This window comes from Carboxylicivirga litoralis (assembly GCF_025499605.1).
GTDB lineage: Bacteria > Bacteroidota > Bacteroidia > Bacteroidales > Marinilabiliaceae > Carboxylicivirga > Carboxylicivirga litoralis.
On sequence record NZ_JAFMVC010000005.1, the window covers coordinates 29,571 to 54,513 of the forward strand.

Annotated in this window: 13 protein-coding genes; 9 read left to right on the forward strand and 4 right to left on the reverse strand. The window is 41.3% G+C overall.

The genetic code is table 11. The features are described from left to right. Positions 1-33: 33 nt before the first annotated feature. The gene (locus J1N10_RS06590) at positions 34-4,068 is read right to left on the reverse strand and encodes a two-component regulator propeller domain-containing protein (RefSeq protein ID WP_262325895.1); all 4,035 of its coding nucleotides are present in this window, start codon (positions 4,066-4,068) and stop codon (positions 34-36) included. A gap of 268 nt (positions 4,069-4,336) precedes the next feature. Between J1N10_RS06590 and J1N10_RS06595 the strand changes: the two genes are divergently transcribed. From J1N10_RS06595 to J1N10_RS06630, 8 genes are all read left to right on the forward strand, one after another. After that, on the forward strand, positions 4,337-7,327 hold the full coding sequence (locus J1N10_RS06595) for a SusC/RagA family TonB-linked outer membrane protein (protein ID WP_262325896.1): 2,991 nt from the start codon (positions 4,337-4,339) through the stop codon (positions 7,325-7,327). Between the two features lie 39 nt (positions 7,328-7,366). After that, positions 7,367-8,932, forward strand: a complete 1,566-nt coding sequence (locus J1N10_RS06600; RefSeq protein ID WP_262325897.1) for a RagB/SusD family nutrient uptake outer membrane protein — start codon at positions 7,367-7,369, stop codon at positions 8,930-8,932. Between the two features lie 69 nt (positions 8,933-9,001). Continuing rightward, positions 9,002-9,979 (forward strand): glycoside hydrolase family 43 protein, encoded by a 978-nt coding sequence (locus J1N10_RS06605; protein WP_262325898.1) that lies wholly within the window; start codon positions 9,002-9,004, stop codon positions 9,977-9,979. 1 nt (position 9,980) lies between these two features. Beyond that, positions 9,981-11,726 (forward strand): sialidase family protein, encoded by a 1,746-nt coding sequence (locus tag J1N10_RS06610; RefSeq protein ID WP_262325899.1) that lies wholly within the window; start codon positions 9,981-9,983, stop codon positions 11,724-11,726. 41 nt (positions 11,727-11,767) lie between these two features. After that, a complete protein-coding gene (locus J1N10_RS06615; RefSeq protein ID WP_262325900.1) occupies positions 11,768-13,810 on the forward strand; it encodes a hypothetical protein in 2,043 nt (680 codons plus the stop codon). A gap of 34 nt (positions 13,811-13,844) precedes the next feature. Next, positions 13,845-14,882: a family 43 glycosylhydrolase gene (locus tag J1N10_RS06620; protein ID WP_262325901.1), complete on the forward strand. Its 1,038-nt coding sequence runs from the start codon at positions 13,845-13,847 to the stop codon at positions 14,880-14,882. A 30-nt stretch (positions 14,883-14,912) separates the two neighbouring features. Then, positions 14,913-16,061: an aldose epimerase family protein gene (locus J1N10_RS06625; protein WP_262325902.1), complete on the forward strand. Its 1,149-nt coding sequence runs from the start codon at positions 14,913-14,915 to the stop codon at positions 16,059-16,061. A gap of 9 nt (positions 16,062-16,070) precedes the next feature. Beyond that, positions 16,071-17,885 carry a glycoside hydrolase family 2 protein gene (locus J1N10_RS06630; RefSeq protein WP_262325903.1) on the forward strand — a complete coding sequence of 605 codons (1,815 nt, stop codon included), beginning with the start codon at positions 16,071-16,073 and terminating at the stop codon, positions 17,883-17,885. A 151-nt stretch (positions 17,886-18,036) separates the two neighbouring features. On the opposite strand, the gene J1N10_RS06635 is transcribed toward J1N10_RS06630, so the two are convergent. The 3 genes from J1N10_RS06635 to J1N10_RS06645 all read right to left on the reverse strand — a co-directional run bounded on the left by J1N10_RS06635 (position 18,037) and on the right by J1N10_RS06645 (position 22,916). After that, positions 18,037-19,182, reverse strand: coding sequence for a PepSY-associated TM helix domain-containing protein (locus J1N10_RS06635; RefSeq protein WP_262325904.1), 1,146 nt, complete (start codon positions 19,180-19,182; stop codon positions 18,037-18,039). A 92-nt stretch (positions 19,183-19,274) separates the two neighbouring features. After that, the gene (locus tag J1N10_RS06640) at positions 19,275-20,495 is read right to left on the reverse strand and encodes a DUF4374 domain-containing protein (RefSeq protein WP_262325905.1); all 1,221 of its coding nucleotides are present in this window, start codon (positions 20,493-20,495) and stop codon (positions 19,275-19,277) included. 30 nt (positions 20,496-20,525) lie between these two features. Continuing rightward, complete coding sequence (locus tag J1N10_RS06645; protein ID WP_262325906.1) at positions 20,526-22,916, reverse strand: TonB-dependent receptor; 2,391 nt, start codon at positions 22,914-22,916, stop codon at positions 20,526-20,528. A 367-nt stretch (positions 22,917-23,283) separates the two neighbouring features. Here J1N10_RS06645 and J1N10_RS06650 point away from each other — a divergent pair, with 367 nt between their 5' ends. Further along, complete coding sequence (locus J1N10_RS06650) at positions 23,284-24,867, forward strand: DUF6377 domain-containing protein (RefSeq protein ID WP_262325907.1); 1,584 nt, start codon at positions 23,284-23,286, stop codon at positions 24,865-24,867. The last annotated feature ends 76 nt before the right edge of the window (positions 24,868-24,943 follow it).

Genomic DNA, 24,943 nt, shown 5'->3' on the forward strand with positions numbered 1-24,943 from the left:
TATAAATAAGGTGGTTGTCTGAAAATATGTGTGTTAGCTCGTTTTTTGATTCTTTGTAAAGTCTTTAGGAAGTGCTCCAAATTGTTTTTTGAAACATTTGGCGAAATAGGATGGACTGTTAAAGCCAACAAGGTAGCATACTTCATTAATCCGGTATTCGCCACTGGTAATGAGCTTAGCTGCTTTTTTTAGGCGATAGATTCTGATGTAATCATTGGGAGTCATGTCCGATAAGCCTTTGATTTTTCGCTGCAAATTTGAACGACTCATGGAGAGAGCAGAAGCAATGCTTTCAACATTGTATTCTGTATCAGTCAAATGTTGCTCTAGTTCATGATTTAATTTTTCAATAAACTCTTCGTCTTTTTTAGTGGTGGCAATGCTACCAAATGATATAAATGGTGATTGTGCAAATTTTTCAATTAAACGGGCGCGATTAGCCAACAGACTTTTAATCTGAGCTTTTAAATAATCAATGGAGAATGGTTTTTCAATATAGCTTTCGGCACCAATATCCAGACCGCCAACTTTTGATTCAACGCTGGTTCGAGCCGATAAAATGACAATGGGGATATGACTGAACTGCTGGTTCGAACGAATTGTTTCTACCAGCTCCATCCCTCCAACCTCTGGCATCACTATGTCGCTAACAATTAAATCAACAGTGTTACTATCAATTATCTCCAGTGCCACCCGACCGTTTATGGCTGTTAATACGTTGTATTCTTTCTTGAGGTTATTCTGAAGAAAACTCAGTAAATCTTCATTATCTTCCACAACAAGGATGGTTTGTTTTGAATTGTTTGCTGTGAAAATGTCGACTGATTTCGGAGCTTGCTCGCTTTCTTCCTGATGGCTTGTAGGTTCGTTTGATTGTGTTTCAGGGGCATCAAGATGGGTGTTCAGTTCCACCACAAAGGTGCAGCCTGTGTTTGCATGGCTTTCAACAAAAATATGTCCTTTGTGCCGATCAATCAGTTGCTTTGAGAGAGCCAGGCCAATGCCGGTCCCATATTTTTGGTCGTCGTTTATATCTTTTTCAATCTGGAAGAAAGGTTCAAACACTTTTGTTCGGTATTGCTCTTCAATTCCCGGACCATCGTCTGATACTTTAATGCGCACTTTATTCTGTCCCCAGTTCCTTTCCACTTCAATTGTAATCATCGATTGAGTAAACTTAAGGGCGTTGGTTATCAGGTTGCTAATCACCTTAGTGATGCCGTCTTTATCGGCCTCAATAAAAATGGTATCGTCAGGTACATTACACCTTAGCTGAATGGCTCGTTTTTTTGCAGCTGGTCTGAATCGGTAGCAGGTATCTGAAATCAACTGGTTGAGATTAACTTTTGATATATCAATGGTATAGCTGTCTTTCTCTATTTTTCGGAAGTCTAGCAATTGATTGACCAGGTTGATAAGCCGCTCGGTATTTTTATTTATAACCGATAGATTTTCGCGTGTTTCTTCATTGCCATCGTTGGTGGCCAGAATACTATCCAGCGGGGCCCGTATCAGGCTTACCGGTGTGCGTATCTCATGAGCTATATTGGTGAAAAAGTTGATTTTGGACGTATAAATCTCCTTCTCTTTCTCATTCTGGAACTCTTCGAGCTTTATGCGTTGCCGCAAACGCACGATATTCAGATAGTATTTAAAAATGGCGTAGGAGGCCAGAATAATCAATATAAAATACAATAGGTAAGCCGTGTTGGTTTTCCACCAGGGCGGAAGAATAACAATGCTCAGATAGTCTTCCTGAGGATTCCACTTCTCGTTGTTGTTCGATCCTTTAACCCTGAAGGTGTATTCACCCGGAGCCAGGTTGATATACGATACCTGGCGTTGATTGCCATTTTCTATCCACCGTGAGTTCAGGCTTTCCATAAAATACGCATATTGGTTCTTGCTTTGTGCCTGAAAGCTCAAACTCACAAAACTGATTCGAAATGATGCCTGGTTGTGATTGAGTACAATTTTCTTTCTAATGTTCAAATCGGCATTAAATGACGAATCTGCTTCTAGTGGCTGATCCACTTCCAGTAACTCAAAGTCGGTAATATGGACAGGAGGGACGTAGCTGTTGTTTTGTATCTGATCGGGGTAAAAAGCATTAAAACCGTTAATGCCCCCAAAATAGAGTTTGCCATCGGCAGCCTTAAAGCTGGAACGATAGTTAAACTGGTTGCTCTGTAAACCGTCTTCTTGTGTCAGTGTGTTTATTTCAAGTGTGTTAGGATCTATGCGGGAGATGCCTTTATTGGTGCTGACCCAAATGTGACCATATTTATCGTCGAGGATGCCATACACCACATCATTGGGCAGTCCATTATTTGTATTAATGGTCGAAAAGTCTTGCGAGTCGTAGTTGTATTTACTTAATCCACCACCTTCGCTGCCAAACCACAACCGGTGTTTCTCGTCTTCATAAATAGTAATGATTTTATTGTGGCAAATGGAATGAGGGTTGTTTTGTTCATGCACAAAATGCGTCCATTGTTGATTGTGAGGGTTATAGCGGTAAACGCCATCGCCGTAGCAGCCAACCCATAAGTGACCTTGATAATCTTCAATGATATCATAAACAAAGTTTCGTATTTCATTAATTCTTTCAAAGCTGTTTGTTTGAGGATTGTACTTGCTTAAGCCAAAGGGAGTTCCTACATATAGTTCGTTTTCAGAGCTTTTTAATAGTGCAAATACGCAATTGTCATCAATTGTATTGGAGTCGGTGGGGCTGAATTGATAGTTTTCAACGGTTTGCTTATTGATGTTAAGCACATCCAGCCCGCGCGAGAAGGTGCCAATCCAAAGCTTATCGCGAAAAAATGTGAGGGCATGTAAATTGTGGTAGCTTAAAAAATCATTCTCGCCGCGCGACAGATAGGTTTTAAAGCTTTTCTTTCTGGTGTTGAAGTGGTTTAGGCCGCCGTCTTCAGTAGCTATCCACAGATTACCGTTTTTATCTTCGCAAAACTGGCTAACGGCCTTACCCGACATGGATGTACTTTTGTAGCTGGGGTAATAATATTCAATAATAGAACTGTTGGCCGATAGGTAATTGACCCCGCCAAAATAGGTACCAATCCAAATACCCGATTCCTTATCCTGGTAGATGGCATAAACGTTTTGATCGCTGAGGCTGTTCGGATCCTGTTGATCATCGAGCCGTTGATATTTTTGGCTGATTTTATTGAATAAATATAAGCCATCATCGGAGCCCACCAATAATTCATTTTTCCGGTATTCGTGCACAGCGCGTATATGCGTAATGTACGTTTCGGCTGTTTTGCCGAAGTAATGAGAAAAGGTATTTGTTGTTTTGTTGTACTTGATTAATCCACCTGACCAAGTGCCCAGCCAGATGTCGCCATCCGAATCTTCGGAGATGGACAGAATCTCCGGGTCGTCAATATATTCCTTGGTTGTTCGCGATCCATAGGTGATAAAGCTGTTAGTTTCTTTGTAGTAACGGCTAAGTCCGTTGCGTGTTCCTATCCATATGGTATTGGAAGCATCTTTATAAATGCGCCACACCAGGTTCGAATGTAACGATTGCTTGTTGTTGCCTTTTACATACTGCTTGAGTTGACCGTTTTCAAGGTTATATACAAAAGCGCCCTGAGTCATTGTACCTATCCATATGGTTGTATTATCTTCTGCAATAATGGATGTAACGGCACTGGTAATGCTCACCCCGTTTTCTGTGGTGGGATTAAAATGGCTAAATGTTTCAGTAAGGGTATCAAAAATAAATATTGATTGATCAGTACCTACCCAAATATTGCCATCTTTATCTTGAAATAATGAACGAATAAAGTTATTACCAATAGAATGCGGAATATCAGGCGTGTTTCTGAAGGTTTTAAATTCATATCCATTAAATTTATTAAGCCCGTCTTTTGTGCCAAACCACATAAACCCTTGTTCATCTTGTAAAATACATTGAACGGAATTTTCAGAGAGACCATTATTTACCTGGTATTTTCTGAACGTCATATTGGTGTTAGCTGTTACACTAACACAGATGTGTATAAACAGGATAATAAATAGAGATTTGCTTCTTGCCATAAAACTAACTTATGAATTACAAATTTGAGAATCATATTTTTCAATTACAATAAGGTATTATTTGACGATATAAAATGAAACATACTAGTCGTAAAATAGAATAAATTGAGCAGAAGATACTTAAATGCAGGGTTTTATTTGATTTGACCGGTTAATTGTATTGTTTGCCTAATGTGTTTCATCCTGTTCGGAATGTAAGGTTTTAATTTGAACCTTGGGAAATCAGAAGTCCCGGCAACCTATTTTTTTAAAACTAAATTCACAGATTATGAAAAACATCGTTGCGGTACTATTGCTGCTTGTTCCGCTTGGTTTATTAGCTCAAACAGTCAACCTTTCAGGAAAGGTTATTGATGAAACGGGCGAGCCTATACCAGGTGTGAATGTATTTGTAAAAGAAACCAAACAAGGAGGTATTACTAATTTTGATGGCGTTTATACTATTAATGTAGAGGCCAATCAAACTATCGTATTCTCTTTTATTGGTATGAAAGAAGAGACTGTTATTTATAATGGTCAGCGTGAGGTAAATATAACTATGGTCGGCGAAGATGAATCGCTTGATGAAGTTGTTGTGATTGGTTATCAAACCATCAAAAAAGCCGATTTAACCGGGGCTGTCGGTATTTATAAACCGGAAGAATTAAAGAGTAGCGTTGTAACCGGTTCGGTTGGCGAAATGCTTGGCACCATGAGTGGTGTATTCACCCGAACCGAAGGAAAACCAGGTGCAGAAGGCTGGGTAGAAATTCGTGGAACTAAATCTTTTGGTTCGAGTCAGCCACTGTATGTGATTGATGGTATTGCTGTTGAAGGTGGTGCGAACCGCGATTTTAACTTTAACGACATTGAGTCGATTCAGGTATTGAAAGATGCCTCAGCGGCTGCTATTTATGGTTCGAGAGCGGCCAATGGTGTTATCATCATTACCACCAAGAGCGGAAGCGAAGGACCTATGAAAATTGAAGTATCGGCCAAGAATAGTTTTCAATGGCTGCCCCGTTACGATTTAACCAACCGGGAGGAATGGATTGAATTGAATGACATGGCGTTTGAAAACAATGGTTTTGCACCGGCCAACCATTTTGATGCGGATACCGATTGGCAGGATGAAACCTTTAAAACTGGTGTTGTAGAAGATTACAATGTTTCTTTTTCGGGAGGAAGTAAGAGTAGTAATTACTTTTTATCAGCCAACTACCAGTCTAATTCAGGTACCACTATTGGTACCGAAAGTGATCGTATAACTTTACGTGCCAACACATCGGCCATGCGCGATTTTGGTGATAACGTGACCTTTAAGATTGGGGAAAATATTATTGTTAGTAATTATTCAATAGACGAATTGGATACCAATCCGATTATTGATGTATACCGTATGCTTCCAACTATCCCTGTTTATAATGAAAACAACCCGGGTGGTTACGGTTATGGCGACGGTAGTCGTGATGTGACCTTTGGAACAAATCCGGTGGCGAAAGAAGATTTAACAGATACGCATAATCAGAACATGCGCATACGAGGAAATGTCTTCACTGAGTTGGAATTCTTTTCAAAGTTGAAGTATAAGCTAAACATTGGTTTTGAAACTAGTTTTGATGAGCACAGGTATTTAAGAAAAGAGGGCAACTGGACGTATAATCAACCCTGGGATCCTTCAACCATTACCAAAAACAAGGCTCGTTTTAATTCCTTGGTCTACGATAATACACTAGAGTATAATGATGTCATTGGCAAGCATAGCATCAATGCTGTGGTCGGAACTAGTTTCATGGATATTAACTATGAACAGTTATGGGGTTCAAAAAATGAACTGTTAAGCACAAGCGATGGCAGTTATTTCGAACAACTGAATGCCGCCACAAAAGACCCTAGAACAGGTGGATTTAGAGATATTTCAAAACTATTTTCTGTTTTCGGGCGACTCAACTATTCCTATGACGATCGCTATTTGTTTAGTGCTACAGTACGACGTGATGAATCATCGAAATTTGGTTCAAGTTACAGAAATGGCGTCTTCCCATCTGTTTCGGCTGGTTGGAAAATAAGTAGCGAAGAATTCTTTAATGTACCATGGATTAATACTTTGAAGGTTAGAGCAAACTACGGTGTGTTGGGTAGTTCAAACATTGGCTATTGGGATTATGTGGCTTTTATTAACTCTTTCCCGCAAGCTGTGTTCGGAACCGATCAGAGCGTTGTGAATGGACAAACACAAGTGAAATTGGTGAATGATGACCTTAAATGGGAAGAATTGCACCAGATGAACTTTGGTGTGGACATGGCCTTTTTAGACAATCGCCTGGATGTGTCGGCCGAATACTTCAAGTCGGAAACAAGAGATGTGTTAACCGCCATGCAGATTTTGATGACAACCGGAAATAACGGAGGTAATCCTAATGTTAATGCTGCCTCATTGCAAAATACCGGTGTTGAATTGTCATTGACCTGGCGTGAAGTGAAAGGTGATTTTAAATACAGTGTTAACGCCAACGTTTCAACCATCAAAAATAAAATCTTAGAGTTGGGATATGACCGTGAGTATTTCACCCAGTGGAATACAAAATCATATGTAGGTAGCCCAATTGGTGAGTGGTACCTGATTAAAACAGATGGTTTATTCCGCAGCCAGGAAGAAGTGCTTGCTCATACCAATTCAAATGGAGCAGTTATTCAGCCTAATGCCCGTCCGGGCGACATTCGTTATGTTGACTACAATGACGATGGAATCATAACTGATGCAGACCGTCAGCATGTGGGCAGCCCATGGCCTGATTTGCAATTGGGCTTAAACGCCACTTTCGAGTGGAAAGGGCTCGATCTTCAGGTGCAGATGGCAGGTGCATTTGGACAGAAGGTATTCAATGGCCCAAGAAGTGGTTTCGATCGTTTTGATGACAACTCTAACTACAGAGCTGATTACGATGCGTGGTCAGAAAGTAACCCGAATGCTAAGGATCCGCGTCCTTTGTATCAGGATAGCCGAAATACCCGAGGCGATCAGGATCGATGGATCGAAGATGGTTCCTATCTGCGCGTCCGACAAATGGCCCTGGGATATTCGTTGCCTAAGAGCATCTTAGGAAATGTATTGGATCAGGCACGCATTTTTGTCAATGCTCAAAATCTTATCACGTTTACCAAGTACACCGGTTTAGATCCCGAATTTAGAAATTCCAACATTTGGGAAAGAGGTCAGGATTACGGAGCATTCCCTAACCCTAAGGCTGTTACAATCGGAGCTCAACTAACTTTTTAAAGAATGAATTTAAGCGTAATTCTTTTAAATTATTTCTCAATGAAAAAGATTCTATTTACAATAATAATATCAAGCCTCATCTTTAGTTCCTGCGATGTGGAAGTAACCAATCCAAATGATTTGGAGGTGAAAATATTCTGGAAAACGGAGGCCGACGCGCAAAGTGGTTTGAATGCTGTTTACAACATGTTTTACAAACCCGGGCTGTATACACGATGGATTTGGTTTCGAACTGATTTAACTTCTGATGAAGCCTTTAGTTCAAGCCCATGGCTGGAGCTGGCCGATTGGACACGCTTTATCTACAACAACTATAACTTTTGGGAAGGTAACGCTTGGACTTATCGTGATGCCTATGAAACCATTTACAGAGCCAACCAGGTTTTGAATAAAGTACCTGATATTGAATTTGCTAATGCCGAGGATAAAAACTACGTACTGGGACAAGCATATTTCTTAAGAGCACTTCAATATTATAACCTGGCTTTGCTTTGGGGAAGTGACAATCCGAGTGTTGCCATTGTTTTGGAGCCATCTAGTCCCGGTGATACGCCGGTAGGAAATACTGAGTCTGCCATTTGGAACCAAGTGGAGAGTGACTTGCAAATGGCCATTGATATGTTACCAGCTTCATGGGATGACACCAACAAAGGTCGTGCTACAATTGGTGCTGCCAAAGCTTTGTTGGCCAAAAGCCTTATGCAGCAGCAACGATGGGATGCTGCTAAAACTCAGCTGGAATGGTTGGTGAAAGGCGAAGGAAAACAGTATTATGGTTTAGCACCTAGTTTTAAGGATAACTTCACTCATTTTGCAGAAAACAACATTGAATCGGTATTCGAATTACAATATTCGGATGTACATAAAGCTCCGGCTGGTGATGGCGATTTCGATATCGACCCTAACCTGGGGCAGAACCGTGCCCAGTTTTTTGGCCCTCCGGGGGTTGGCTGGACTGACGGTGAATCAAGAAGTTGGTTGGTTGATGCTTTTAAAGCAGAGTTAAATCAGGATGGAGAATACGATGCTCGCCTGAAGGAAAGTCTATTCTACGAAGGCATGGATACTGATTTTGAAGGTAACGACAAAATCTACCGATTTAACATGGATGTGTGGCAGCAGGATAACTACAGAGGAAGAGTGTTTATCCGCAAGTATGCCTCGGATTATTACCGTGATTTTGAAGACTATCATAATCCAATCAATATTCGCCTCATTCGTTTTGCCGATGTGATGATGATGTATGCAGAATGTTTGGCCAATATGCCTTCTGGCGATTTAGGCGAGGCAGTAGCCTTGGTTAACCTTATTCGTAACCGTTCAAATATGCCAGACTTGGCAGTCAATCACTTGGCAGCCACACAGGACAAAGCAGCATTTTTGAAGCGCTTACAGGTAGAGCGTTCGTTAGAGCTGTGTCACGAAGGTCACCGTTGGGCTGATATTAAACGTTGGGGCTTACTCAATTCCACTGAAGGACTTGATGAGCTGAGAGGAAGAGACAGTGATTTCAACAATTTTGTGATGGGTAAGCACGATTGTTTGCCAATTCCATCCAGTGAGGTGGATAATAACCCGGGATTGCAACAGAATCCGAATTATTAATGGATTACTGATATTCAAAACTATATCCAGGTTCCAGTTATTGGAGCCTGGATTTAATAAAACAAGGATATGAATACTTCTTATCTCACATTGTTCTTGATGTATTTGTCCTGTTTTTTATCGTTAAATGCCTGCGAGGGAAGCGATGCAAAAGAACAGGAAGTAACTGATAAAGTAACCCCTGTGGCACTTGGCGACCCCTTTATACTTTACCATGAAGGGCTGTATTACGCGTATGGCACGCAATCACCTGATGGCATCGTGGTGTTCACATCTGAAGATATGATTCACTGGAGCGTTCCAGCTCTGGAACATGGACAATTAGCTCTTCATAAAAATGATGTTTGGGGCGAACGTTGGTTTTGGGCTCCGGAAGTCTATGCTGTTAATGGAAAGTTCTATATGTATTTTTCGGCTGATGAGCATATTTGTGTAGCAACTTCAGACTCCCCGCTAGGGCCATTTGTACAAGAGAATAAGGTACCAATCAGGGAAGAAAAAAGCATCGATAACAGCTTGTTTATTGATGACGATGGAAAAGCCTATATGTATTTTGTGCGCTTCAATGATGGCAATAATGTGTGGGTAGCCGAGATGACGGATGACCTGCTGGGTATTAAAAGTGAAACCCTGGCTCATTGTTTCAGTGTGTCGCAAAGATGGGAAGAAGTACAAGCGCGTGTTAATGAAGGACCATTTGTGATTAAGCATAAAGGCCTGTATTACATGACCTACTCGGCCAATCATTTCGAAAGTCAGAGGTATGGCGTTGGCTATGCCACAGCGGAAAGTCCGATGGGACCATGGACCAAATATGAGCATAATCCAATTTTACAAAGTCCGGGCGAGTTAGTGGGAGCTGGTCATAGCGCCTTGTTTTACAATGAAAATGGACAGCTTTTTAAGGTTTTTCATGCCCATCGGGATATCCAAAATATACATCCGCGTAAAATGTACATTTCTAATGTGAGTTTCAAGGCTAACAACGCTGGCGCTGATATTATGGAGATTGATACTGATTATCTGATTCCTGTCCTAAAAAAGTAACATGAAGACACCCATTTTTATATATCTCGTTTTATTGGTTCAGACACTAGCCATAATTGGATGTGCCTCCTGTTCGCAAAACGAAGAAGTAGCTGTTAATGAAGATATCAAAACAAAGGAGCCAGTTGAAGGCATGCGTATTGCCTGGGACTATCGGTCCATGCAGAAGATAGTGCCGCAGGATGGTCGCGTGTTGTCGTGGTCTGGTTATCCAAGGCTTAAACGACTGAAAGACCAATCACTCTTTGTCACTTACGAAGCACAAGGGAATGTTGAATGTGTGGTAAGCACCGATGAAGGACAAACCTGGACAATGCCGACCATATTGTTTGAAAAACAGACACAAACCAATGACCAGGGACAATCAACAACGGTTAATATGTCTAATGGAGAGTTGATTGAACTGTCGGACGGTACCTTGTTGAGTGCATGCAATTACCGGCCTGTTGAAGGAGGAATAGTGCCATTTGCGATTGCTGTAAAACGAAGCACCGATAAAGGCCAAACCTGGTCAGAGGCGCAGGTTATTTACGAAGCAGAAACCTATTTCCACGATGGTTGTTGGGAGCCTTCTTTCTTGGAATTACCCAATGGTGAGGTGCAGGTCTATTTTGCCAATGAAAAGCCCTTTACCAGCAGTGATGAGCAAAATATTTCAATGTTGCGCTCTCACGATAAGGGCATCACTTGGGATGAGCAGGTTGTTACCGTTTGTTTCAGAGCCCATCATCGCGATGGCATGCCTGTGCCGGTGTTATTGAATGACGAGATTGTTGTAGCCATTGAAGATAACGTGTCAGGACAGTTTAAGCCTTATACCGTGCGCACTACTATTCAGGACAACTGGAGTTCGCCTGTTCTGGCTCAATCGTCACAACGAGATCGAGCACTGACTGAAGCCTATCCCAATCAGGTGTATGCAGGAGCTCCTTACCTGGTGCCAATACCAGGAGGAACTGTTTTGTCGTACCAAACAACCTATCAGAGAGGGAATAACTGGGAACTATCTACCATGGAAGTGGCCATTGGTGATGCCGAAGGTCGTAATTTCTCCAAACAAAGTCGACCTTTTAGTGTGCCTTTGGATAGAGAAGCTAAATGGAATTCGGTAGCCATGTGGGATGAACAGACCGTGGTGGCAGCTACAAGCACCAGTTTTAACAGTCCGTCGTGTGAGGTGTGGATTATCAAAGGCCATATTATTCCGTCTTTATCGTTGCAATCAGCAAACATACAGGTTGATGGTTCGATTGATGATGATGAATGGGCTGCACTTCCAATATTTGTTGGGCATACCAGTGCCAATCAAATTTCATCAGGACTCAAGAGGGTTGGAGAGCACCTGGTTATAGCTGCTAAACTCGACCTGGATGAGAATGCGAATAATCAACAGGCTGAAGTTAATTTCTTAGTAGATGCCGGAAATTATTGCACTGAGCAGGCGGAAAAGGGACTATTTAAATGGGTGATTCAAACAGATGGAAGTGCTCATTCATTTAAGGGAAGTAAAGGCAGCTGGATAAAGCAAGACTTTATTGGTGAACTAAAAGTGAGCGAAAAGCAACCAAATATTTTTGAGATTGAGCTTAAGATTCCTTTTCAAATATTGAATTGGGAAGAAGTTTCTGAATTTAGGTTTAACACAGGAATTGGTTACCTCAATACAGAAGGAGAGAAAGTAACAGAGTGGATGGCCAATTCTAATGGAGATGCATCTTTTTCGTGGTGCAGTGTGACACTTGAATAAAAGAATCAATTCCGCTTAAAAACAACTAAAACTGAAAACATATGACCATTAATATAAGAAAGAACTTTGCAACGATAATGATGGCTGCGCTTATGATGGCTTCATTAGCAACGACAGCGAAAGGGCAGGAGGTGCAATCGTGGCTCCAACTAAAAACACCTGGAAACAAGGCGGTTTGTTATCCCCTTGAGGTGGTTAAAAATGGCCAGAACCTAAAGCTGACGGCAACTGAAAATATTCCTGCTGAAGTTAGCGCTACGGTAGAAGATAAACAGGGCGAGCAGGTTTATACCATTACAATAAAAGCGCTTAATACTATCTATTTTAACTATAAGCAAAGTGTGAAAGCAGGCAGCTTTGCACATAACGATTGCCAGTTTCTGATGCCTGGTTTTTGGTACCGACGAAATTTACGATCGCCTAAAGAGGCACCTTCTTTTCACACCAGTGATAGTTGGTTGGTGCGCGAAGATCGTTTAAGTACGCCATTAACAGGTGTTTTTAATGAAAAAACCGGTGAGTATTACACCGTAATAAGAACAGATGATATTCAAAAGGCGGCCTACAGTGCCATTCAAAAAGGTGAAGTCATTCTGTCGCAGGCAAGCGATCTTGGGTTTACCGGTTTTGAAAATATGGAAGGGCATACATGGTTGTCATTTGGTTTTCCTTACCAGGAAAATCCAAAGACTTATATTCGTAAACTAACCCTGGCACCTCCGGTTACTGCTTTCGAAAAACTGGAAAAGGGCGAAACAAAAACGCTTACATGGACTGTCAATAAAGGCCATGCTAACGATTTTTCAGAGTTTGTTGGGCAAGTGTGGAATTATTCATTCGATACGTTTCAACCTGAGCCTGTTAAGCTTAGCTATGATTATGATTTTGTCAAAAAAACCTTGTCCAACTTTTATGATGAAGGTTATACAGAAACGGATGATTTAAACTACTACTCAGGTATTCACTTGCTTACTTATGATTGTCAAAACAACGGTGGAGCAGAAATTGGCTTTATCGGACGTGTACTACTCAATGCCTATTTTGCCCTGGAGTATGCCGAAGAGAATGGCAATGAAAAACTAAAGAATGAGGCCATCAAAATATACGATAGCTACCTGAAAAATGGTTTTACGAAATCAGGCTATTTCAGGGAATTTGTGCACTTCGATCATAACGAGGAACCTGATGTATACAGTATTCGTCGTCAATCGGAAGGCATATACGCTGTTATGCATTTTTTGAATTACGAACGCACCCAAAAGCGTCAGCATCCGGAATGGGAACAGCGCATCAAGACTTTATTAGATAATTTCCTGGCTATTCAAAATGCAGATGGAAGCTTTCCTCGTAAGTTTGATAAAAACAGTAACGTGATTGATGCCAGTGGAGGAAGTACGCCATCGGCCACATTGCCATTGGTAATGGCTTCTAAATATTTCAAAAACAAAAGCTATTTGGCCAGTGCCAAAAAAACCGGAGTCTATTTAGAAAAGGAGATTATTAGTAAATCTGATTACTTTTCATCGACTCTTGATGCTAATTGTGAAGATAAAGAAGCCTCATTGTATGCATCAACAGCGATGTATTACCTGGCTTTGGCTACAAAAGGAAAAGAAAGCGCACACTACACACAATTGTCCAAGCAGGCAACCTACTTTGCCCTGTCGTGGTATTACATTTGGGATGTGCCATTTGCTCAGGGACAGATGTTGGGCGATATAGGCCTTAAATCCAGAGGCTGGGGTAATGTGTCGGTTGAAAACAACCATATCGACGTGTTTATCTTTGAATTGGTGGATGTTCTCAACTGGTTGGATAAAACGACTAACGAGCCCCGCTTTAAAGCATTTGGCGAAGTTATTAAAAGTAGTATGATGCAATTACTTCCATACGAAGGACATATGTGCGGAGTAGAGCGTGTTGGTTATTATCCTGAGGTGGTGCAACACACCAACTGGGATTATGGCAAAAATGGTAAAGGGTTTTATAATAACTACTTTGCCCCGGGTTGGACAGTGGCTTCGTTATGGGAATTGTTACAGGCCGGTAGTGCCGAAAAATTTATGGACACTAAAAAGCACTAGGCTACTTAATGTTGTAATTTAAAAACAAGAGGATATGATAAAGCTAGATAAAGCATTCAGATTATTGGCATTATTGCTTGTTTTAATTGGCTATTCGTGCTGTTCGAAACCCAAAGATGAGGGCAAAATCGATGAACAGATAGTTGATGCAAACAGTTATGTGAATCCGGTAGTTAATCAAAGTCTGCCGGACCCGACAGTGATTAAGTCAAGCGATGGTTTTTTCTATCTATATGCAACAGAAGACATTCGAAATGTACCCATCTATAAATCCACTGACTTAACCAACTGGCAATTTGTAGCCACGGCATTCACTGATGAGACACGTCCTGATTTTGAACCACGCGGCGGTCTGTGGGCACCCGACATCAACTACATCAATGGACAGTATGTACTTTACTATTCCATGTCGGTGTGGGGTGGCGAATGGACGTGTGGCATTGGTGTGGCGACAGCCGATAATCCTGAAGGGCCTTTTACCGATCGGGGTAAACTGTTTAGAAGTAACGAGATTGATGTGCAAAACTCCATCGATCCATTTTACATCGAAGATAATGGTAAAAAATACATGTTCTGGGGAAGCTTCAGAGGGATATATGCTATTGAGCTGAGCGATGATGGATTGAACGTGAAAGAAGGAGCCCAAAAGGTTCAGGTGGCAGGCACTGCCTACGAAGGAACCTACATTTTCAAGCGCGATGATAACTATTACTTTTTTGCCTCCATCGGCTCTTGTTGTAATGGTGTCGAAAGCACTTATACAACCGTTGTGGGTAAGTCGTCAGAGCTGCTTGGACCATATCTTGACAAAGACGGTTATGCCATGATGGATAATCAGCATGAAATTGTAATATCAGCGAATCAGCGATTTGTTGGCACTGGTCATAATTCTGAAATTACGACCGATGAGCAGGGAAATGACTGGATTCTTTATCATGCAGTGGACAAGCAAAATCCACAAGGACGAGTACTAATGCTTAGTCGTCTCACCTGGTCAGATGGCTGGCCAGAGGTTGAGAAACAGTCGATGTCGGACACGACACCTATATCAAGGCCCGTATTGAGCAAATAACATTTCATCCATTTTTAAAAACTAAACTCAATGAAATATTTATTTATTGGATTGTCTCTGTCACTTCTGATGGCCTGTGCTTCAAAAAAAGAAAGTAAAGAGAAGATCAAGAATCCACTAAGTCAACTGGTGCCATCCAACTTTCAAACCAATGTTGATGGAAAAGCCACTCAACTGTATTTTTTACGAAATAAGAAGGGGGCCGAAGTAGCGATAACTAATTATGGAGGACGTATAGTTGGGTTAACCGTTCCAAATCAATCAGGAGAACTTATTGACGTGGTTATTGGAATGAAAAGTATTGAGGCTTATCAGCAATCAACAGAACCCTACTTTGGTGCTTTGATTGGTCGGGTTGGAAATAGAATTGCAAAAGGTAGTTTTACGCTTGATGGCCAAGCCTATCAGATATATCTGAATAATGGCCCTAACTCGTTGCATGGCGGTAAAAAAGGCTTTCAGTATGTTGTGTGGGATGGGGTGCAAACTGATGATTCGACTTTAAAACTAAGCTATTTATCTCAAGATGGAGAAGAGAATTATCCAGGAAACCTTCAAGTTGAGGTCGTCTATCACCTTAACGAAAATAATGGACTGGAAATAGGGTATTCCTGGCAAGCAGATGAACGTACTGTAGCAAATTTAACTAATCATGCCTTTTTCAACCTAAATGGCGAAGGAAGCGGTAGCATTCTTGACCATAACTTAACCATTAACGCCGATTATTATACCCCTGTTGATGCGACTTTAATTCCTACTGGCGAATTGGCGTCGGTAGAAGGAACACCATTTGATTTCAGAAAGGCCACGACTATTGGTGAGCGATTGGATACGACTATCAATGAACAATTGAAATTTGGCCAGGGCTATGATCATAACTATGTGCTAAACAAAGCAGGTGAAGAACTGGAGTGGGTTGCTAAAATTGTTGGCGATAAATCGGGTATTGCAATGGATATTTTTACCACTGAACCTGGATTGCAATTTTATAGTGGCAACTTTATGCAATCGAAAAATACGCTTAAAAATGGCGTAAAAGATAAGTTCCGAACTGCATTTTGTCTCGAAACGCAGCACTTTCCAGATGCACCCAATCAGCCTGATTTTCCAAGCATTGTTGTTGAACCAGAAATGGTCTACTCGTCGAAAACTATTTATCAATTCTCTGTAAATAAATAACCTACTGAAATGAAGCATATTTTTTTTATAACATTATTCGTATCCTCTCTATTGGTTCAAACCACGTTTGCGCAATGGAAGCCAGCCGGCAATAAAATTAAAACGCAATGGGCTGATGAGTTGGATCCTACCAATGTTTTGCCAGAGTATCCGCGTCCTATAATGGAGCGTTCCGAATGGTTAAACCTAAATGGCTTATGGGATTACGCCATTACGGCCAAAAATAATCGAGAACCACGTTCTTATGATGGCGAAATATTGGTTCCTTTTGCTGTGGAGTCGAGTTTGAGTGGTGTTCAAAAAACGGTTGGTGAGAAAAATGCCTTGTGGTATCACCGAAAGTTTGATATACCTCAAAGTTGGAGCAATCAAAAGGTATTGTTGCATTTTGGAGCGGTTGATTGGAAAACTGAAGTTTGGATTAACGACATTAAGATAGGCGAGCATGTGGGTGGTTATAGTCCGTTTCATTTTGATATCAGCCCATATTTAAACGCTACTGGAGAGCAAAATATGGTGGTGCGGGTTTATGATCCTACCGATAAAGGCCCACAGGCGAGGGGAAAACAGGTGGAGAATCCAGAAGGTATCTGGTACACGCCGGTAACGGGTATTTGGCAAACAGTATGGCTGGAACCAGTTCCAGAAAGCCACATTACTGCAGTAAAATCAGTGCCAAACATTGATGAAAACCAAGTCAATATAAAAGCTTTGGTGGCAAATAGCCAGTTTGGGGATGTTATTCAGGTGGATGTTTATGATGAAGGACAACTGGTGGCCTCGTCAAAAGCGTCTGCTAAAGAACAATTAAATATTTCTATTCCTGGGGCTAAACTTTGGGCACCAGAGCATCCGTTTTTATACTCCACCGATATTAAACTGCTCAGAAAAGGCCAGGTTATCGATGCTGCCAAAAGCTATTTTGCCATGCGTAAAATTTCGATGGGCAGAGATGAAAATGGAATAATGCGTATGGAACTAAATAATCATGCTTATTTCCAGTTTGGACCTTTGGATCAAGGCTGGTGGCCTGATGGTTTATACACAGCTCCCACGGATGAGGCCTTGAAATATGACATACAAAAGACCAAGGATTTTGGCTTTAATATGATTCGGAAGCATGTTAAAGTGGAGCCGGCTCGTTGGTATACACACTGCGACAAGTTGGGAATACTGGTATGGCAGGATATGCCCAATGGTGATGCTAGTCCACAGTGGCAGAATCGTCAATATTTTAATGGTATTGAGAAACAACGGTCCTCATATTCGGAGCAACTTTACCGGGATGAGTGGAAAGCAATCATCGATAATCTGAATTCTCATCCGTGTATTGCTGTTTGGGTGCCATTTAACGAAGCCTGGGGGCAATTTAAAACACAGGAAATTGCTGAGTGGACCAAAGCATATGACCCATCGCGATTAGTGAATCCGGCCAGTGGTGGTAACCATTATACCGTTGGGGATATTCTTGATTTGCATAACTATCCTGGGCCGGAGATGTACTTGTTTGATGCCCAAAGAGCTACTGTTCTTGGTGAATATGGAGGTATTGGATTGGCCTTAGAAGGTCATTTATGGGCGCCAGACAGAAACTGGGGCTATGTGCAGTTCAAATCATCTAAGGAGACCACCGATGAATATTTCAAATATGCCAGAGGATTAGTTAAACTGGCCAAGGCAGGATTTGCAGCCGCTGTTTATACCCAAACGACAGACGTGGAAGTTGAGGTCAACGGCTTGATGACCTACGACCGTAAAGTCATTAAATTGGATGAAAAGAAAGTGAGAAAGATTAATCAGGAAGTGATTAATTCTATCCATTAAGAAAAAAGAGGTTGCTCAAAATAGGATTACTGATAAGCGTAATTAATATGTGTTTCGAATTATATAAGCTAGTAATCGATAAATATCACTCTCAGGTACAAAATTGAGCAACCTCTTTAATAGTATTAGAATACCGTTTTTTTAAGCCCATTTAAAGAACTCTTTGTTTATTCCACCAAAGCAAAAAGCCGGTGATGGGTAGACTGGCGATAATTAGACTCACAATAAAGGCCAGTATTTTTCCAGGTAGTCCTAATATGGCGCCTGTATGAATATCATAGTTCATTTTATCCAGTTTATCGGCAAAACTGGCTTCCTCAAATCGATCCCCTTTCATACGCAATGGGGCCAATGTATAGCGGTCGTAAAAGTACTCGTTGTGCTTGTAGTACTTGCCTTTGATTAAACTTACCACTATCTCAATGGGTTCATCCTCTTCATGTATGGATGGGTTTATAAATATCCGCTGAGGATTGTGTTCCTGCGACATGGTGAGAAAAAAGGCCTGGTCGATAGCCGCTATACTATCTCTGTTGGTGCGGCTGGCCTGGCTGATATCGGAGTGCGGGTGTTCGTGTAAGGGTTTTGTTTCGCCACCTGAACTGAGATAGTAAAACGCATTGCCAAACCAATCAAAACTCCAGACTAAGCCGGTGATGGCAAGCACACATCCAAATAACAGGATATAAAAGCCTAGCACATTATGCAGATCGAGTAACAGGCGTTTACTATTGCTGGTGCGTTTGATGCTTAACGAGCGTTTCAGATGCTGTTTATTCCACTTTCGGGGCCACCACAATATTAATCCGCTCAATGAAATAAGCAGAAACAGCAACACACCAATGCCCACCACTTTTCCACCAATTTTTTCGGGTAGCCAAAGGTGCCGGTGCCCATCTTCAATAAAATGAAAAAAGTCAAACTGGCCTTCTCCTAGTACGTTTTGTCGTTTAATAAAGGTACCCGTATACGGATTCATAAATACCACCTCAAATGCTATTTTTCCGACTTGTTGCGATATAAAACCAACGGCTGCTGCGCCTTCCTTGTCTTCATAGGTTAAACCAGTAGGCTCCAGGTGAGGCACATATTTTCTGGCGGTATCAATCAAACAGCTGGGTGGCACAAAAGCACTGTCTTGCGCCTCAACAAAGCGCCAGGGTTCCAGGGTGTCTTTAATTTCCTGGTGGAACACATAAACAGCACCGGTAAGCGCTACAATAAACACAACGAGGCCGGATAGAAGTCCCAGCCATAAATGCAGCCAGTGGTTTATTCGTTTGAAGATAGAAGGCATATAGTAGTTTAAATGTAATTAATAAGGAGGTAAGAACGATGCAGGCTCCTCCCAGCTTGCCAGGTGAGCCTGCATATGGTATTTACTGTTCGTTATAGCTGATAAATTCCGGCCACAAAGTTGGCTTCAATCTCAGCTCCTTTTACAGCTGTGTATGAGTTGGTGTTTATCTGATAAATAAAAATACCGTCTTCTTCAGGTACCGACAAGTAGATGTTTTTGCCATCGATAATGGAAACAGCTGCCAGTTTACGGCCAATACCCGAATGCACAGGGATACCATCAATGTATTGGATCGATTCGTCATGTAAATCCATAATGGCTGTTTTCAAGGGGCTGTCAGACCAGGCAGCTTGTTCGCTGCGGGCGGCTGTGTTTATCTCTGTTAGCACTTTTCCATCGCCAAGGTATACCAGGTGAGCGGTATTTTGGCCACCAGTGATGTCCTCGATATCGAAAAAGAAATCAGCATCAAATTCAGTTTCACCACTGTTGATTCGGAGTATACCAGATGGTTTGGTCGACTGGCTAAAACCATTGGCCGGGTTGGAGTGCGATAGGGCATACACATCGCCGCTTTCATCTTTTATTAAACCAGCCATGGTTCCAAAACCACCAATAGGTCCTACCCGCGTATCTTCAATCACTTTTACAAAATCCAGTTCGGGATAGTTAAAAACAGCTATTTCTGCTTTGTCGGTCGATGGTGTGCCAAAGGTATTTGGGTCGCTAATGTAGAAGCTGACAAACAAATAGTTGCCACTTACCACCATGCCCGAATAAGCAGGTGCTACCTCACTGCTAATACTGGCAATGGGGGTGTCGGCTGTTTTGCTAACGCTTAATGACGCGCTATTGATAAGGTGAAGACGCACAATGTCAGATGAAGATGACATTTCGATGGCCACCACATTGCTGTTATCACCTTTCACAACATCTTGTATGCTATTGTTGAAGGTGGTAAAGCTACCAGTTTCAGTCAGGTTACCTTCCGAATCTTTCTCAATAACATATAGGCTAGTGGCTCCTAAACCACCGGCACAGTATATTTTGTCATCAATTTTATTGTAGGAGAAATAGCCCATCTGCAACATGTCATCGCCAATAAACGATAAGGATTCATTCATTAAATCTTCAAAAGCCACCGTATAATAGGAGTTGTTAAAGTTTTCACCGTTGATGCCGCCGGTAATAATAAAATCGCCTTTTGATTTAGCGGGGCTATCATCGTCGCTACAGGCCGATACAAGTGCTACAATGCTTAAAGCCATCAGAAGCTGAAGCATTTTTGTTTTAATATTAAAAAGTTTCATGTGTAATTATTTATAGTTAATTAATTGCTGTTACAAATTGTACCTCAGTTTGATAGCAAATGAACGTCCGGGCTTTTGCAGGTAATACTTGTCGTAAAGCCGCGCATCCATCAGGTTACGGCATTCGGCCGATATGTTGTAACGCCCATCGCCAAAAGCATAAGCCAGCATAATGTCGTGTGAGGTTTGCCGGGGTATGATATACTTTGGATTTTTGGACCACGACAGGTAATAGTTCTCCACGAAGTTGAAGTAGTAATTCAGACTTAGGGTACTGCCGGGCTGACCCACGTTTTTAAGGTTGAATCCGGCGTTGGCGCTGCCAAACAAATACGGGATGTTGGGAACCCGGTACTGGTAATGAAAATTCTTTTTCCACCCACCACCGGTATAGGAGTTGTCGTAAACAAATTCAGCCTGATCGGTAATGTCCTGAAACGTGAGGTTAGCGCCCAGGTTAAAAATATCCTTAAACTGGTATTGAATATTGGTTTCCATTCCCAGGGTGCGGGTCTGGTTCAGGTTATCGTAATAGGTAACCGGACTGGCGATTTGTACAACGGTATAAATTAAATCTTTGGCTTCGCGATAAACAAATGTGCCACCTAGGTTGATGAAGTGTTGTGCGCCTGCCTTAAAGCGATAGTCGGCACCCAGGTTGAGGTTGTCGCTTTGTTCAGGTCCTAAATCAGGGTTGGGTTCAATAAACAGGCCATCACCAAATAGCTCAAGCGGTGTAGGCATGCGATAGGTATGTTCGTACGATAGTTTTACTTGTAATTTGGGCAACACAAAGTACGATGACGCGATGCCATAGCCCATATTGGTGCGGCTGGTGGTAACGGCTTCGGTTCGTTGCGTATCTAAACCAAAATCGAAGAGTTTCGATGTTTCGGCATGTAAACTAAAGAGTTTGGCAAAAACAGTGGTGCTCCACTGGTCGTTAGCATCTAATTTGTATGCCAGGCCCGTCACATGCTTATTCATTGAGCGCTGAAATTGATTGGGCAGATAATCGGGGTTCTCCTTATCAAAAGAGGCCCTATCGAAATAATTAAAGGCATAATTAAGCGCCAGGGTGTGTTTAGTACCAATGGCGTAATTGGTGTTAAACTGGCTCAGAAATTCGTGGTCATCAAGGGTGGTGTTGGTTCGGGCATTTTCACCATCGTTACTGCCTTCGGTTTTAAAGGCCTCGCCCAGCCAGTTGTAGCGTATGCCCCTTAAAGTGTCAATCACCTGCGACTGGTTTATATTGACAGCGCTATAAAGGCTTATATCCAATCCATCAGTGAACAAATCTTTTTTGCTATACCTAAATATTGGGATAAGCGATTGACTGTTTTGAACGATGCCTCCGTAAACGGTGGCCATGGTGGCTCCATGTTGCACCTGATTATCATTGGCCGTTGCAATTAATCCAACAAACAGATTGTCGGCGTATTTTTTATTGCTTATACCGGCTTCAAGCTTAAGGGTGGCCGATTGGTACCGGTCGTGGAAGCGCTCTACATTAGCAGTGTCAACAATCACATTGTTGCTGTTGGTAATTGGCACCCAAACTTTATAGTTATTGTCGGAGTAGTTTAGAAAAGCATTGCCCCTTAGGGTGAAACCATTCTTTGGGTTGGTTCGTGAAAAATTGAGCGATGCTTTATGCGTGTTAAAAGAACCATATGAATAGGATAGATCCAGAAAATCCTTTTGTTTATTGGTGATGATATTGACCGCTCCGCCTAAGGCATCGGTGCCCAGCCAAACCGGCACAACACCTTTGTAAACATCAATCCGCTCAATCATATTAACCGGTATATCGCCCATATTCAGTGAAGAACCGAAGTTATCCATGGGTAAGCCGTCCATGAAAAATTTGATTTGGTCGCCCGAGAATCCATTGATGGTAAAGTTCAGGTTTGAGCCAAGTCCACCTTCTTCGGTGATGCGCACGCCCGGCACCTTATTTAAAACCTGCTGTGCTGTAGCTGTGCTGTTAAACAGGTCTTTAGTGGAAACGGATGTTACCGAATAGGCCTGCTCATTGACTTGCGAAGCCACCGATTTGCCAACAACTTCAATGTCATCGATGGCATAACTTTTCTCGGTTAACGAAATATTATATTGTTTGGGGCTGTCGGCATTAACTTCTATGGGTAAGGTATAGGTTTGAAATCCTAAGGCGCTAATCATTAATGTGTAACGGCCGGCGGGGATATCTTTAAGCTGGTAATAACCATTGGCATTAGAGATGGTGCCCTGTTGAGTTTGTTCAATAACAACGTTAACACCAGGAATACTGAATTCTTCCGATGATTGTACTATGCCACTAATTGTATATAGCTGTTGGCAAACGGCTGAAGTTGAAAGCATAACAAATACAGCTAATGCAATGCTTAGTTTCCAATCACTTTTCTTACTGTTCAATTGTTTCTTTTTTTGAGGTTGTTTTGCGGTTGGTCATATTGTAGCAATAACACCAACAGTGCAAAACTATACCTGGCATCAAAACCTAACAATCCCTATTAATGGTGAAAATGATTTCAACTTTTTGCTTTAACCTTTTATAGATAGTACAGAGTGTTAAAACCACAATTTTGTTGCTCAATTGAATTTTGGTTAGAAGATTGGAATGATGTGTATCTCTAAAAGATATTTATCTTTAGCCACTAATTACGGTTTTATTATTTCGAGCGATCAAATGAAAAGTATTCGGGTTAAAAGGTTATTGGTGGTTACTTGTTTTGTTATATTAAAACTCTTAATTGTTGATAATGGCGGCTTTGCTAATAATTTGACACAACTTGACTCTTTACTGGTTGAAATAGATGAAGCCATTAATAGTCAGGCTAAAATCATTAAGCAAAAAGAAGACTTTATTCGTAAAATAAAAGCTCAACTGGGCTATACTAACCTTCCGCAAGAAACAAGGTACATATTATACAAACAATTAACCGATGAATATATTACGTATCAGGCTGATTCATCACTTAAATATGCCCGATTGCGAACGGAAGCCGCTGCCACAACCGGAAACGAGGAATGGATAACAGATAGTCGTATTCATATGGCGTTGGTACAGGCTAAATCAGGCTTTTTTCAGGCAGCCATTGATACCCTTAAAAAGATGGATATCTCGGAATTGAATGAAAATCAGCGGATGGATTATTACATTGCTTACTCCGATACTTATGTTTATTGGATGGAGTTTAGTGAAGGAATGGATATTTCTGATTTGGTTGTTCGAAGAAGTCAGGTACAAGACTCACTTATCAATATACTCCAGCCAGGTTCATATGAATATGCTGTTCATAAAGGAACCAAAAACATAGAAGCAGGTAATTATGAGGAAGCAAAAAACTTGCTTTTGTCAGCATACCCTAAGCTAACGCATGATACCCGTCAATATGCCGTTCTGACTTCATTGTTGGCTTATTTGTTTGAGCAACAGGGAAATGTTCAAGAGCGTAAAGTGTACCTGGCACTCTCGGCTTTGGCCGATATAGAAAGTGGTATTATGGAAAATACTTCGCTTCGAACTTTAGCACTGCTGTTGTATAAAGATGGTGATTTACAGCGCGCCAATAGTTATATCAAGAAGTGTTTGGATGATGCAAACTTTTTTAATGCGCGGCTCAGAAACCTGCAAACATCACGGATTCTACCGATTATCGATAAAGCCTATCAGGAATATAAGGTGGCACAAGAAAAGAAGTTATCGAATTTATTGCATATTATCAGCATGTTGCTCGTGTTGTTGGTGTTGGTAGTTGTGTTTGTGATTCGGCAAATGTTTAAGCTCTCCAAAGCTCAAAAAAGCATTCTGCTCATCAATAATCAGTTGAGTGAGTTAAATGTCAACTTAAAGCAGGCTAATATTCAGCAGATTGAAACGAATAAATCATTGGCCGATGCCAATTATATTAAAGAACAGTTCATTAGTAACTTCCTGGAAATATGCACCGAGTATATTGATAAGCTGGAAAAATTGAAGTCGTCGATTCGGATGAAGATAAAAGCGGGGCAGGTGCATGATGTATTGCGTATGACCGACTCACCTTCAGATACGGCTGAAGAGCTTAAGGAGTTGTATGAAAACTTCGATCGTGCGTTTCTAAATATCTATCCCAACTTTATTGAAGAGTTCAATAAACTCCTTAAGAACGATAAACGATATAAAGAACCTGAAGATGGTTCCTTAAACCAGGAGCTGCGTATTTTTGCCCTCATTCGATTAGGAATTACTGACAATAACCAGATGGCGACGTTTTTGCATTATACACTCCGAACCATTTATAATTATCGTAGCAAGGTTAAATCAAAAGCGACACATCCCGATGATAATTTTGAAGAACAGGTGAAACAACTTTGCTCATAAATTAACCTCATTTTTACCTCATTTTCATTTGATTCTTCTCCTTTTAGCAATTACATTATTTACCTAAGTGTAATCG